General features: G+C 52.6%; 8 protein-coding genes. 1 reads left to right on the plus strand and 7 read right to left on the minus strand.

All coding sequences use genetic code 11. From position 1 onward, the window contains the following. Positions 1-2: 2 nt before the first annotated feature. The gene (locus H5P27_RS02980; protein ID WP_185658885.1) at positions 3-2,207 is read right to left on the minus strand and encodes an ATP-binding protein; all 2,205 of its coding nucleotides are present in this window, start codon (positions 2,205-2,207) and stop codon (positions 3-5) included. A gap of 165 nt (positions 2,208-2,372) precedes the next feature. Beyond that, positions 2,373-3,710, minus strand: a complete 1,338-nt coding sequence (gene gdhA, locus H5P27_RS02985; protein ID WP_185658886.1) for an NADP-specific glutamate dehydrogenase — start codon at positions 3,708-3,710, stop codon at positions 2,373-2,375. A 220-nt stretch (positions 3,711-3,930) separates the two neighbouring features. Between gdhA and H5P27_RS02990 the strand changes: the two genes are divergently transcribed. Next, positions 3,931-5,343: a hypothetical protein gene (locus H5P27_RS02990; RefSeq protein ID WP_185658887.1), complete on the plus strand. Its 1,413-nt coding sequence runs from the start codon at positions 3,931-3,933 to the stop codon at positions 5,341-5,343. Between the two features lie 93 nt (positions 5,344-5,436). Here H5P27_RS02990 and pyk read toward each other — a convergent pair whose 3' ends face one another. From pyk to H5P27_RS03015, 5 genes are all read right to left on the minus strand, one after another. Then, on the minus strand, positions 5,437-6,897 hold the full coding sequence (pyk, locus tag H5P27_RS02995; RefSeq protein ID WP_185658888.1) for a pyruvate kinase: 1,461 nt from the start codon (positions 6,895-6,897) through the stop codon (positions 5,437-5,439). A 113-nt stretch (positions 6,898-7,010) separates the two neighbouring features. Further along, a complete protein-coding gene (locus H5P27_RS03000) occupies positions 7,011-7,808 on the minus strand; it encodes an MBL fold metallo-hydrolase (RefSeq protein WP_221774583.1) in 798 nt (265 codons plus the stop codon). A 93-nt stretch (positions 7,809-7,901) separates the two neighbouring features. Beyond that, positions 7,902-9,320, minus strand: a complete 1,419-nt coding sequence (locus H5P27_RS03005) for an ATP-binding cassette domain-containing protein (RefSeq protein WP_185658889.1) — start codon at positions 9,318-9,320, stop codon at positions 7,902-7,904. Positions 9,321-9,545: 225 nt separating this feature from the next. Next, positions 9,546-13,217: a TonB-dependent receptor plug domain-containing protein gene (locus tag H5P27_RS03010; RefSeq protein WP_185658890.1), complete on the minus strand. Its 3,672-nt coding sequence runs from the start codon at positions 13,215-13,217 to the stop codon at positions 9,546-9,548. 384 nt (positions 13,218-13,601) lie between these two features. Then, a complete protein-coding gene (locus tag H5P27_RS03015) occupies positions 13,602-13,772 on the minus strand; it encodes a hypothetical protein (RefSeq protein WP_185658891.1) in 171 nt (56 codons plus the stop codon). Position 13,773: the final 1 nt, after the last annotated feature.

Raw genomic sequence — 13,773 nt, forward strand, 5'->3', positions numbered from 1 at the left:
AGTTACATCGCCATTACGGGGAGCTGAAAGTAGAATTCGCTTCCTTCTCCTTGTTTTGATTTTGCCCAAATCGAACCACGATGCGCTTTTGCGATTCGTCTCGCGATAGCGAGTCCTATGCCAGTTCCCGGGAAACGATCGGAGTCTTGGAACCTCTGAAATATGTCGAAAATCTTTTCCCGGTGAGCCATGTCGAATCCGACTCCGTTGTCCTCCACGCAAAATGTTTTGTATCCAGGTTTTGAAGCGCCTGAGATTTTTATGGCTGGAGAGCTTCTATGGGATGTGTACTTGATCGCGTTGGAGAAAAGGTTTTCCAAAAGCTGTCTCAGAAGTGTTCGATCACCCCAGACAGCAGGCAACTCTTGGCAGGTGAAATCTATCTTATGAACTCGTTCCGTTTCGGTTAGATCTCTGAAGACCTCTCGGGCGAGCTTGGTCATGTCGATGGACTGAAAACGCCATTCTGCAATATGTCCAATTTTCGAAAACTCTAACAAGTCTACGATAAGCCCGTTCATCTGTTTCGCTGAGGATTCGATGCGGTGAAGTGGGTGATCGGAAACGAAGTCTTGGTGCTCCATTAGCATTTCCGAGTAGATCTTTATGCGCCGGAGTGGCGCTCGCAGATCGTGGGAAACGGTATGGGTGAATGATTCCAACGCTTCGTTGGCAAGAGCGAGTCGAGTGTTGAGCTCCTCCAGTTCGAGACTTCTTTTGGCGAAAATATCGACCACGAGAGATCTGAGCTTAGCGACGCCTCGGATTTCTATTTCAGTCCAAGGCTCGGCTTGGTCCTTCACGATTTCGGTCCATTTTTCGAAGGACTTTCTGGGGGAAAGTCGGGGGCCATTATCGGTATGCTTTATCGTCTTTTGCGGATTACCTCCCCACTCGATGGTTTGAGTTTTCTCGAGGCGGAACCAGAGCATGCATTGCTCGTTGTCATGGGAGATTGGCGCTATGATGACTCCGGCGATCGCGTGTTCATTGAGTGCATCCTGAGGCAGGAAACGAGCGAGTTTGTTGGTATGGAAGAGGCTGGTTTCGGAATCGAAGGGAACCTCGTCAATCAATGCCCGAATGGTCAGCTCGGGAAGGGTAGTTCCCATGATCTTGCACGTTGCTCCACGGACCAGAGCGGCCCCGTCGCATGGGATGAAATCCATGAGGTTCTCCGTCTCGCCGGCCAAAGACTTTTCGACGTCGAAGGACTCCAGAAGATTCTCAAAAAGCTTCTCTCCACGTTGGTTTAGCTGAAGGCGGTCAAAGGTCTTTTCGTGAGATATGGCAGCTTCGATTTTGCTAGAAAGAATGCTGCTTAGCATACGACAGGCGGAACGCCCCCGCATATCCACATGCTTGGGAGCTCTGTGATGGCAAGCGATGAGCCCCCATAGCCTGCCTTCGAGCAGGATCGAAATCGTCAGAGTCGCTCGCACTCCCATGTTGTGAAGATACTCGATATGGATGGGAGAAACGGCTCGCATGGTGGTCTCTCCCAAATCTACCTTGGTCCTACAATCGGGACTAGAAACCAGGGGTTGATTTTGCGAGAGCGTATCGACGATGACGCGTACGAGCTGGGTCTCGTACAGAGCACGAGCCTGGGGAGGTATATCGGAAGCTGGGTAGTTGAGTCCTAAATACGGCTCGAGGTCTGCCTCTCTCTCCTCGGCGACGACCTTGCCATTCCATTCTTCGTCGAACTTGTAGACCATCACGCGATCGAAGCCGCTTAAGGTCTTGATTTGCCGGGTCACGCTTTTGAGAAGCTCCTTATGCCCCATTTGCGGCTGTAGGCAGTCTATGATGGATTCGAAATCCACTAGGAAGCCTTCGAGCGTCAGATCTCTCTCGATCGGTTCGATTTCGATGATGCCGTAGTCGTCCGTGAGGTGGGAGATGATGCAGAGCTCTTGCTCTGAAATCGTAGCACGTAAGTAGGCCTTCGATTTGTTGGACGAGCTTATTCGGTCTCGGATTTGCGCATGCAGCTCTTGCCCGACTAGGCTCGCGACGGACTGATTGAGGGTGTCCTCAACGGATCTGCCGAACAGAGTCGAAATGTTTTGGGAGCATTGTAAGACGGTCTCCAACGATTTATCGCAAACAAGCAAATGCCCAAAAGCCTGAATCGCACCGGGGGTGCGTATGGGCTCACGGGCACAATTCTCCAGGGCGGCAATTTCTGAAGCGCTGTCCATGAGGATCACTGGAATTCGAAATTCGAGCAACCTGCAAACTTATTTGGGGTGATCTATCTAAGTTTGTCTAGATTGTGCTGGGGTAGGTATCCTGACCTATGTCAAGCGGCGTAGGGTAATGTTCTATCGCAATTTACCAAAGCTCAGTGAAGGTACCGAAATTTCTCACACGACTCCATAAGATTGGACGGCATTGGCCACTTTGAGGAATCCGGCCACGTTTGCTCCGAAAACGTAGTCTTCCTCTCGATGGTATTTTTTAGCGTAGAAGACGCAGTCGCTGTGGATCGAGGCCATGACTGTCTTGAGTCGGTCGTCAACTTGCTGGAAAGTCCAATTTTGGAGAGCGGCGTTCTGTTGCATTTCGAGGGCTGATACAGCCACTCCGCCTGCGTTGGCCGCTTTGCCGGGGGCGAATAGTGCGTTCTTCTCCCGGAGGTAGGCGATGGCTTCCGGCGTAGTCGGCATATTCGCTCCTTCAATGATGGCGAAGCAGCCGTTTTCGACGAGCTCTTTGGCGTCTACCAAACCGAGTTCATTTTGGGTGGCGCAGGGAAATGCTACATCGCAGGGGAGCTTCCATACTTTTTCACCGGGTAGGAAGGTAGAGCCGTGCCGACGATTTGGATACTCGGATATTCGGGCCCGCTCGACCTCTTTTAGAGCGGTGACGATATCGAGATCGATACCGGCGGGATCATGGATCGCGCCGCCCGAGTCCGACATGGCTATCACTTTGCCGCCCAGCTCTTGGATTTTTCGAGCGCAGTAGATGGCGACATTTCCAGAGCCAGATACCACGCAAGTCTTGCCCTCCAGCGTATCGCTTCGGGTGGCGAGCATCTCTTTGGCGAAATAGACCGCTCCAAATCCGGTTGCCTCCTTGCGGGCGAGCGATCCGCCTAGTCCAACCTGCTTGCCGGTGAGCACTCCTTGGGCGAAACGTTTAGTGAGCCGTTTGTATTGACCGAACAGATAACCAATCTCGCGAGCTCCGACACCGATATCGCCCGCCGGCACATCTGTCGTTTCCCCGAGAAAGTGGTAGAGTTCAGACATGAATGCTTGGCAAAAGCGCATGATCTCTCCGTCGGATTTCCCTTTGGGATCGAAATCGGAACCACCTTTTCCGCCGCCGATGCCAAGGCCAGTGAGGGCATTTTTGAAAATCTGCTCGAAAGAGAGAAACTTAATGACGTCCAACCTCACAGAGGGATGGAAGCGCATGCCGCCTTTGTAAGGCCCAAGGGCAGAGGAGAAGCCGACTCGGTATCCACGGTTGACGCATATCTTTCCCTGATCGTCCACCCAAGCTACCCTGAACATGATCTGTCGCTCCGGTTCGGAGATGCGTTGTAAAATGGAATGCTGCTCAATGTCCGGAATCTCAGCGACGATGGGGTCGAGAGACTCGAAGACTTCGGTGACAGCTTGCAGAAAAAGGTTTTGGGCGGGGTTTCTTTCCGTTAGGGAATCGATGCAATTCTGTATATACTCGTTCATGGGGTTTCGTGCCGAAACGGGTTGGGGTTATTGTCCGGCTGACAGTATTCTATGGGGTATAGTTCCTAGCTGCAAGTTGAGGAGGCGAGATCTCGGAGAGGATTTGTCGAATTAGCTCATATTTACATTTGTCGGAGCATATTGCTTGAGTGATGAGCGGAAATGTTGAGAGTTGCATCCTCTCTTCAGCTCTAGGCATCCCTTTGATCCTCCGCCTTTTATGCGTGGAAATTCGGTAATTCTCAACCAGTCAAGCGATGGCTCTCGCCAGGCATCCTTTTATCGCACCAAGCGACGGGACTACGTGCTTCCGTTTTTGGCGGCGATATTGGTTTTGGTGGGAAGTTTTCGATTGGTGAGCTTCGCGGACCTCGGAGTGGCGGAGAACGTGTCCAAGTTCCAGATCAGCTTCGGCTTCATTGCGCTTGGCTACGTGCTGGCCTGGCAGTTCTCCAAACGTTTGATTTGGGTTATGTTGCTCGTGGCAGCGATTGCTAGAATTGCCATGTTGCCCATCGAGCCAGGTGATGTCTTGGAGAGGCGTCTTTGGGATAGTCAGGTCTTGGCCGCGGAACATAATCCTTACCAGTCGCCGCCGAGCACGGACGTATTTCTGCTCTTCCGAGGCGACAATTGGGAAAAGATCGAAAACAAGGATCAACCTGCGAGCTACCTGCCGGGATTGCTCTGGGTTTACTCGGCGATCCAGGACATTGGGGAACCGCGAGATTGGTTTAAGTCATTCCTCGTCATCGTAGACCTTGTGATTTGCCTGCTTTTCGCTCTCCGCTACGGAGCGGATCGCGCGGTCCTTTATGCGTGGAATCCGCTCGTCATTTACGCAGTAGCAGGCCTGGGAGTTGATTACAGTTTGAGTCTGCTTCCCTTCGTGGGCGGCTTTTTAATGTGGGACTTCTGGATTGATCAGAAAGGCGGCGTTTCCGCGATCAAGGCTTCGGGTGGAATCGGCAGCGCTCTGGGGCAAATGGTTTGCGTCTCCTCCCTGTTGATGGGGATCGGGGCTGCATTGAATATCATCCTGCTTCCGGGTCTTATTTGGCTGATTTGGCATGTCCTGAAGCGAAGTGGAATACGGGCAGGCTTGGTGGCCATGGTTTTCGGGGCGGCTCCTTTGGTGCTGACATTGATGTGGGCGTCAATCTCGCTCGGGGTGGACCTTGCGGCGGTGATCGCTCCTGAGTTCGGAAGGTCTGGCCGGGGTGTTGCATTGATCCCGGCGATCTTGAACTTCGTTTTCGCGGAGAGCTTGGGACCGACTTTCTTCCTCGTTCTCCTCGGGCTTGGAACGGTTTGGATGGTACATAGCTGCGAAAGTTTGGAGCGGTTTTTGTCCTTTTATTTTGTGTGGACTTTGGTCTTGGCCACTTCCGTTTATCCATGGACGTTTGCCATTCTAGCTATCGTAGGAGTTGCTCATGGGAATTATATCTTCCGGGTCGCTAGCCTGTCAGCTTTTGCCTATTTTGGCGCGTATCGAGTCTTTGGCGACGCGACAGAGTGGAGCATGCCGTGGACCTTGCAGTGTTTGATATGGGTGCCCTTCCTATTGGCGGCGGTTCACTACACGCTTGCGAGCAAGACCAGGGACGGGTTCTACGTCCACAATTTCTAGAATTGCCGCAATTGGCAGTTCAAGCCTTGGCCACTGAGACAAAAAAAGAGACACTCTTTCGAGTGTCTCTCTGCAAATGCTGTTCTGTAAGGTTTAATTAGATACGGTACGTAGTTGTACGCTGTCTATCACCGAGTCTGCGGCGAGGATGTCAGATACCACGACGATTTTGTCGCCAGGAACCAAATACCCCATCTTCTTGAGGTGCTTCATTGCCCGGCTGACAGTGGCGTCTGGCTCGGTGCAGAAAACCATCTCGAAGGGGATGACACCGTGGTGCAGGCGAAGTTGCTTGATGGTGTCGTGGGAATTCGAGAAGGCGAATATTGGCGAGAGCTCGGGGCGTAGAGCGGATACACCTTTTGCCATGTTGCCGCTTCTGGTGAAGCAGATGATGGCGACCGCGTTCAGCTCATTGGCCATTACGACTGCGGAGTGCTGAATCTTAGCCTTGTCGCTATCAAGTGGCACGTACTGGGCGTAGCCGGTCTTTTCCCCGTTTCGGTCGACTTCTGTGGAAATCTTAGTGATGGCGTCGACACACTCGCAGGGATACTTTCCGATAGTCGTTTCGCCGGACAGCATGACGCAGTCTGCTTCTTCGAGTACGGCGTTCGCCACATCCGAAACCTCGGCTCGGGTCGGCATTGGGCTGCCGATCATGGATTCGAGCATGTGAGTTGCGATGATGACCGGCTTGCTTTGGGCGAGGCAGGCTTTGACCGCTTTTCTCTGAATGGTGGGAAGCGTTTCGAAAGGACACTCGATTCCGAGGTCTCCACGGGCGACCATGAGGCCATCGCAATCCGCTACGATGCTTTGTAGGTTTGAGATGGCTGACTGGTCCTCGATCTTTGCGATAATGAGAGCTCGATGGGCTCCGTTTTCGTCGAGGAAGTCTCTTAGAAGCTGTAGGTCGGAGCTCTCCCGCACGAACGATAGGGCGTAGAAATCGACGCCTTCTTCGATGCCGACTCGAGTGTCGCCTCTATCTTTTTCCGTGAGGGCAGGGAGATTCACTTTAACGCCGGGAAGGTTGATGTGGCGTCGGCTCGTCAATTCACCAGCGATCATGACCTTGCAGCGGATGCGAGCATCGATCTTTTCCAGCACTTCCAGGCGGATCAGACCGTTGTCGACTAGAACGATAGAGCCAACTTCCACGTCGTTGATGAGTTCCGCGTAGTTTACGTCTACCGAGCGGATTTCCTCGCCGCTGCTTGGCTTGCCGTCGGCTCCCCCTGGCTTGATGGTGAAGTCGAAGATTTCGCCTGGCTTCAATTCTATCGGAGCCTCCAGATCGCCGGTGCGTATTTCCGGGCCCTTGACATCCATCATGATTGGTATGTGCCGGTTTAAACGCTCGCCGACTTTGCGAATACGTCGGACGACAGTACGCACATAGTCATGATTGGCATGGGCCATGTTGATGCGGCAAATATCGACGTACTGTTCGCCGATAAGCTTTTCGAGCATCTCTTCACTGTCGGTCGCGGGACCGATGGTGAAGATAATCTTGGTGCGTCGAGGTATGCGGTGTGAGTCCTGATACATATCTATGTGTTCTGGATGGTGAGATGAAATCGTAGCTTTTCGGACAGCCGGAAGATGGCAAGGAGCTCTCGGTTGCTTTTCTGCGCCATTCTTCGGTTAAGCATAGCTTATGCCTAGACGGCTGCGAGAGTGGAGCCTTGGCCGGAAAGCACAGTCTCTATTTGGTAGTTTGCGTTTTGGCGCAGTTCTGAAAATTCGGCGTCCACTGCGTCTGCGCTATTGCAGTCGCTGCTCAAGTGGGCGAGGTAAACTCGGTTCCAGGACGGCTTGTCGATGGATGACAGCAATTGCCGGGCGGCCGAGTTGGACAAGTGGCCGTGCCGGCCGCTGATACGTTGTTTGAGAGCCCAAGGGCGGCGGGTATCCTCTTCCAACATCTTAGAATCGTAGTTGGATTCCACTACAAGCGTATCGACATCCTGGATATTCTGGCTGACGTGCTGAGGGGCGAAGCCGAGGTCGGTCACCCATGCCATTCGCTTGATTGGAGAAAACAGGTCGTCGCCCGTGCCGTTAGTGAATTTGTATCCGACTGGGTCGTGAGCGTCGTGCGGTATGGAGAAACTCTGTACCTGCAAGTCGCGGTATTCGAATTGGGATCCGGTTTGGAAGAGCATCCAGTTAGGGGAGCTCTTGAGCTTTGGCTGAATCGCTTTTGCGGTGAGAGGATTGGCAAAGACTTTGGGCCCAAACTTTTTGGAAAAGGTAGATATGCCCGCTATGTGGTCGCTATGCTCGTGGGTCACGAAGATCGCGTCGATCTCATCGGGACGAATCCCGCGCTCCTCCAGCATTCCGCACAAGCGCTTGCAGCTGAAGCCAGCATCGATCAGGACCTTGCAATTTTCCGTCAGCAAGAGCCCGGCGTTGCCGGAGCTAGAGCTACCTAGAATGGAAAATTGCATCGTCATGAGGATAATTGGGCGGGATTAGGGATTAGTATGCGGGTTTAGGAAATGAAAAAAATATTTCCAGACCGTCAGAACATAACTGTTAAGCGGAAATTAGAAATTCTTAACTATCTGATAAAGAGTATCTGTTTGCGGGCTGATTGGTTCGAATTGAAGGCGTTTTTTGAACAGCGAAAGATGCTCGTCTACCCGGTGGCTCACAAAAAGAAGCGTGGTCTGCTTCAATCCGGCCAATCGATCGAGACAAGATAGAACAAGCTGTCTATTAAAATCGTCGAGACCTTGGGTTGGTTCGTCCAAGATGACGAGGGGAGGCTGTTTTATGAGAGCTCGGGCGATCAAGGCGAGTCGCTGCTGGCCGTAGGAGAGGGAGCGGAAGGAGCTGCGTTGATGTTCTTGCAGGTCGAAAAGCTCGAGCCATTGCAGGGCGATGCGTCTTTGTTGAGCGTTGGGGGTCTGATAGAGGCCTATGCTATCGAAGAAGCCAGATATCAAAACGCTGGTGAGGTCGCAGCTGACGCGGTAGTCTCGGTGTAAGGCCGGAGAAAGGTAGCCGATGTTTTTCTTGATCTCCCAGATGCTTTCTCCGGTACCGCGACGAAATCCGAAGATATCGATTTGGTTGGTGTAGCACTGTGGATGGTCTCCGGTTAGGAGGGCGAGTAGGCTAGACTTTCCGCAACCGTTAGGGCCGACGATCAAACTGTGGTCTCCGGGCATCAAGGTCCAGTTCAGGTCTTTGAATTGGTAGGTGGAGCCATATTTGATCTGGACTTCGCTCAGTTTGAATATGGGTGAAATGGAATGTGCCTCCGGAGCCTCGGGTAGTTTTGGGGCAGCTCCCATTTCGGTAGGGAAGAGTCGGTCAAGTTCGGGGTTGCTCTGTACCTCTTGGATGCTCCCTTTGGCGATTAGGCTACCGTGTTCCAGCAAAGCGAGGTGGGTGCACCAAGGTGAAATGTCGCTCCGGCGATTGGCAAAGAGGATAACCTGGTGGCCGCTCTGGATGAGCGTTTCGATCAGTTCGGAGATCTTTTGGACAGATTGTACGTCCAAGCCCTCGTAAGGTTCGTCCAAGATGAGCAGGTCCGGGTCGCTCAGTACCTCGCGAGCGAGGCTCAAACGGCGTAGCTCTCCGGTGGAGAATTGTCTGTAGCCGCGGTCTAGCAGTTTATCCAGTCCGTACTTCGTGGCGAAAGGGAGGATCTCCTCGGTGGATTTTCCGGATTGTTTCAGAAGTCCCATTCCTGTGGTCCCGTAGTCGATACGATCGAGGAAATCGCTATCGTCTTTTTCGATTTCGGCGTCGTATTCCGCTTGAGCGGTCTCGAAAGAAACAAGCGAAACCTTGCTTGGGGCGTTCGCGATCGAGTCATTGTCGGGCTTTGCTAGGGAGGCGGCCAATTGGGATTTGCCGGAAGCATTGTTGCCGAGCACGCACCATGTTTCACCAGGAATAATTTCCCAATTGGTTAGATTTAGGTGAGGAGAGACGATTGATGCGATTCGCACGTGCGAAGATTTAGTGTGTGGTTGGCTTTTGGTTTCGAAACCCCATTCCGCGAGGCTCAGGGGTTCTTTATGCGGTCTTGCTGGGCTGGCCAGACACTTCTTGCGGAAATTCGTTCTAAAAGAAGGCTGGGCTTGCCGAAAAACAAAAAGGCCCCCTCCGCGATGCGGAGGAGGCCTTGAAACTATCTAACTCTCTCTAGCTCTCTTTATCTCTAAGCGAAGCGATTAGAAATCGAGAGTAGTGGTGAGGATGAACTGGCGTGGATCAACGATGCGGTAAGCATTTGGAGATCCGTCGTAGTTCACGCCTACAACCTGAAGGTGACCATCTTCGAAGGCGTTAACGATGTTGAGCTGAACCTTGAGGTTCATGTTGTCGTTGAGGGCCTTCTTGTAGCCGAACCAGATGTCAGAGTAGGTATTGGCATCGTCGTAGATTGGACGGCTGATGTCGGACAGGGTGAGGTCATCGCTACCTGATCCAGGGGTTGGACGACCGTAGTAACCGATGATAGCCTTGTCTTCCCAACGTACGCTACCGCCAACGGAGAAGTTTTTGAAGCGACCGTCGGTGAAGTTGTAGTTGGTTACGAGTGAGGAGCGGTACTTACGTTGACCTGGAGCGGCTTGACCTTCCAGTTCGCTGTAGATCGCGTATTGAGGAGCCACTACGTTGTTGTAGTAGTCTTCAACTGTCACGAGACCCCACTGGTTGTCGTCGGATACATTGCTGTTGAATCCAGTTGCTGACCAGAAATTGGTCAGGTCTACGCGACGACCGCCGAAGGTGTAGTACTGAGCCAAATCCTGGTATTGAGGAAGCAGGTAGTCGGCAGCGTTTGCGCTCTGCCAGACTGGGTTACGCACGTCGTACCATTCGTCGAACTGCTTGAGGACTCCGGAGTAAACAGTTTCCTGTTCGCCAGCAGTCATCTTGATGGTCCAGTTCTTAGTAGGGTTGTAGGTGATGGAGAGTTCCATACCTTCTGCTACTGCGGAACGAGTTGCTCCGATGCTGCCGATGTCTGCGTAGTAGTCGTAAGGAAGCTGCCAGATCGCGGCGATGTCATCCTCGAGGGCTTCTTCTTGAGCAACAGACAAGTCGCTACCGAAGTTTTCACCTGTTGGGTCTTCTCCGATATTGATCAGGGCGATGGTGCGAGCCCAGTTACGGAAGAGCGTGGTGTCGACGTTGTTAGTCAAACGGCTGATAGAAGCACCAGGGCTGGTGCGTTCGTTGTCGTTGGAAGACTCGAACCAGTTAACGCGAGCGAAGAGCTTTCCTTCGAAGAGGGAGAACTGGACACTGTAGTCTTCACCTTCACCGGTTGGCTTTGGCAGTGGAGTACCGAAGGCGTCAACTGCTGGGCTGCTTGGTGGGTTGAAGTTGTCAGACTTGTTGTAGCTGAAACCGAGGGTGCTGAGGAACTCGTTGTCGATGTTGTCCCAGTTGCTGAATGGACGGATTACGCCACCCACAGTCTTGGTATTACCAGAGAGACTATCCCAACGGCTGTAGCGATTGAGGATGGTGTCTGTCTGGAGAACGCCATCGACCCACATTTCCTGCGGAGTCATGCCGTCGGCAATGGTTTCTAGGGCTTCGTTCTGGAGCGCTGCAGTGGTGGTAGAACGAGCCTTGTAGTCGTCTGTACGGTAACCGAAAGTCGCGATGATGCGATCTTCCCATAGGCGGCTGGTGAGAGCGACACTCTCGGAGTCGATCTGGCGCTGGGTGCTTCCAGTACCCCAAGGGGTGTCAACCCATCCTGTGGTGTACTCGAGGCCTTCCCATGAGTTGCTGCTGTAGTTGAAGTAGCTCATGTCGCCAGTGTAACCTTCGGCATACCATGCACCGGATCCCTGGGTCACGGTTGCGTTCGGATCGCTAGGATCAGCGAGGTAGTACAAGCGGTGAACGCTTCGGTTGGTACCGGAGTAGCCGGTAGGCGTTCCGTCCAGGTATGGGTTCGGATTCGCAGTGAACATCTGCACGCCAGATTCGTTTCCTTCTTCACTGTCCTGTACGAACCAGCGCTTACGGATGAATTGGCTTGTTACCTTGTTGGTAGTCAAGTTGCCCACCAACTGGTGGCTACCAAACCACTTGGTCCAGTTGTCATTTTTTGTGAAGTCCGGAGTGTAGGCCAACATAGCGCGTGTACTTTCGTTACGGCTGTTGTTGACGAATTGGTCAGGGTCGAAGTCATAGACGTAAGTTTTTCCGTAGTACGGATTGACGGTGCCATCTGGGTAGTGGGTGTTGGTGTCCACGTAGATGGTTGCTACATTCAGCTGTGAAACAGTGTAGTTCGTGGTCGAATCATAGTCCTGGCGGAAGTAACCTGCGTTGAAGTTCAAGTCAGGAAGGATCTCCTGTTCGAACTCGAGGTTGTAAGTCTTCGCGTCGCCCTTACCAAAATTCATGGAGAGAATGTTGGTGGAAGTGTAGTCGTACACCGAAGTATCGGTGACACCTGGCCACTTGTAGCTACCGATCAAGGCACCGGATTCGAGTTGGTTGTAGCTTGGGTTCAGCCGGCTTTGGGTGTAGGCAGTGTCGAAAGCTGCCGAACGTACGGGATCTGCGTAGATTTCCTCGCTTGTTACGACGAGCGGCTCGCGTACAGTCGGGTCGATGTTGAAGCCTGTCCTGTACGCTCCACCGTAGTAGTAGTTGTAGCTGAACAGATCGCCGTTCGCGATTTGCATCTTGGGACGAGAGGAATTTCCGAACTCGATACCCGGAGTGTACATGATGGAGTCCACGTTGCTGAGCGCATTCCAGCCGTAGATCGCTACGCCATTGTATGTGGTCTGATCGTCATTCCACAAGCTAGCGTCGTAGCCGTCTAGTGTGGCGATGTAGGCACGGGTTTCGTCCATGCGAGGCGAGCTCGAGCGTTGGGCGATCGGTCCTACGGTGTCGCCTGCCGCATTGGTCAGCATGCCTGTGGCTGGATTGTAGCCCCAAGATCCACCTTCGATCCAAGGAGTGACGGCGTCACGAGGAGTCAAAGTATTTGGACGGCTGTGCTCATTGGAGAACTTCTCCAAGGTGAGGCGTAGGCGAGTCTTTTCGAATGGCTCGTAAGTGATGGCGCCGTAAGCACGCTCGGTTGTGTCGAAAGAAGGCTTACGTTCGAAGTTCTTCTTATCGACGAGGATTGCCCCGAAAACTGCGAGCTTGTCCTCAACCAATGTGCGGTTGAAAGAGTAGCTGGCGCGATGGGAACCACGATCATCGAAACGAACCTGCACTTTGTTGGTGGCAGCTCCGATAACAGCGGAAGCGGTGTTGGAGTTAACCACACCTGCTGGGCTTCCCATACCGAAGAGGAGGGAGTTCGGGCCGCGGCTGATTTCGATGGACTGAACGTTGTACGAGTCGAACGGTACGTTCGGATTGGATTCGTAGTTGTTAGTCGCTGTACTTGGAGTACCAAGACCGCGGATACGGTTGGCGGTGTTATTGGTGAGGGGAGCTCCGTTGTTACCGGCGGTGAAACCCGCGTTTACGTCGACCACACCATCACCGCGCATTGCTTGCACGCTAGGAGTGTAGGTGGCGGAACCTTCCGTGTTGGCTTCGTAACGGAAAACGTCATTGATGTCAGTGGAAGCGGTGTCGTCCAGCTGCTGCATCGTGATGACGGAGATCGAGGCTCCGAGGTCGGCGACCTTGGTGTTGAGACGGCTGCCCGCAAGGGTGTTTTCCGCGTAATAGCCGGTGTCGTTTGAGGAGTTTACTTCGAACGGGGAGAGTTCGAATACTTCTTCATCTTCGAGGTCCAGGTCGGATTCTTGAGCGTAACCGACGCTGCAGGCTCCGAGCAATAGCGACAAGGCTAGGGCGTGGCGGAACCGGGGTATTGGGTTCTTATTCGTTTGTTTCATCTTTGAGTAGTAGTTTTGATGCAAAGATATTTGGGTACACAGCAGCGACTAGGCATAGCTAACGCGCCGCTGTAGCGATTCTAGGGGGCAGAAGATCCAGTCGAGGGTAGTGACGACTTAGATCAAAAGGGTGGGTAGATTGATTGGTTTATGGGTATGGAGCGGGTGAAAGCTTTATTGGTAGCTCAAAAGAATGAATTTCCAATGAAGCTAATATCTTACAGTAAGACTTTCCTGGGGATAATCAGAGAATGACTGTCTTTTGGGGTGATAAGGTAGGTAAAAGAGTATCCCGTTTCGCTAAAATCGCAAATAAAAAGGCGTGTACCGTAAATTGGATACACGCCGAAAGACCCTAAGAGTAGGCAAAAAAACTTAGCTAGTTCAGTTTTTTTGGTTTATCCAGAAAGGGGCAGTCAAGAACCAAGCGATAGTGCTGGTCATCAGGATTTGCTTCAACAAATCCTTCTCTAGCGAACCGAATAGGTACGCGCCGCTCGCCAGGAAGAATGCGGTCAGGGCCAAGAAGGAGGTTATTTGTAGTGAAATTTTCATG

Origin of the sequence: Pelagicoccus albus (assembly GCF_014230145.1) — a bacterium.
GTDB classification, from domain to species: Bacteria; Verrucomicrobiota; Verrucomicrobiia; order Opitutales; family Opitutaceae; genus Pelagicoccus; species Pelagicoccus albus.

What these genes read in the sequence shown, in the direction of transcription:
- H5P27_RS02980 (WP_185658885.1), bottom strand. Translation starts at nt 2,207, where the DNA reads ATGGACAGCGCTTCAGAAATTGCCGCCCTGGAGAATTGTGCCCGTGAG.
- gdhA (WP_185658886.1), bottom strand. Translation starts at nt 3,710, where the DNA reads ATGAACGAGTATATACAGAATTGCATCGATTCCCTAACGGAAAGAAAC.
- H5P27_RS02990 (WP_185658887.1), top strand. Translation starts at nt 3,931, where the DNA reads ATGCGTGGAAATTCGGTAATTCTCAACCAGTCAAGCGATGGCTCTCGC.
- pyk (WP_185658888.1), bottom strand. Translation starts at nt 6,897, where the DNA reads ATGTATCAGGACTCACACCGCATACCTCGACGCACCAAGATTATCTTC.
- H5P27_RS03000 (WP_221774583.1), bottom strand. Translation starts at nt 7,808, where the DNA reads ATGACGATGCAATTTTCCATTCTAGGTAGCTCTAGCTCCGGCAACGCC.
- H5P27_RS03010 (WP_185658890.1), bottom strand. Translation starts at nt 13,217, where the DNA reads ATGAAACAAACGAATAAGAACCCAATACCCCGGTTCCGCCACGCCCTA.
- H5P27_RS03015 (WP_185658891.1), bottom strand. Translation starts at nt 13,772, where the DNA reads ATGAAAATTTCACTACAAATAACCTCCTTCTTGGCCCTGACCGCATTC.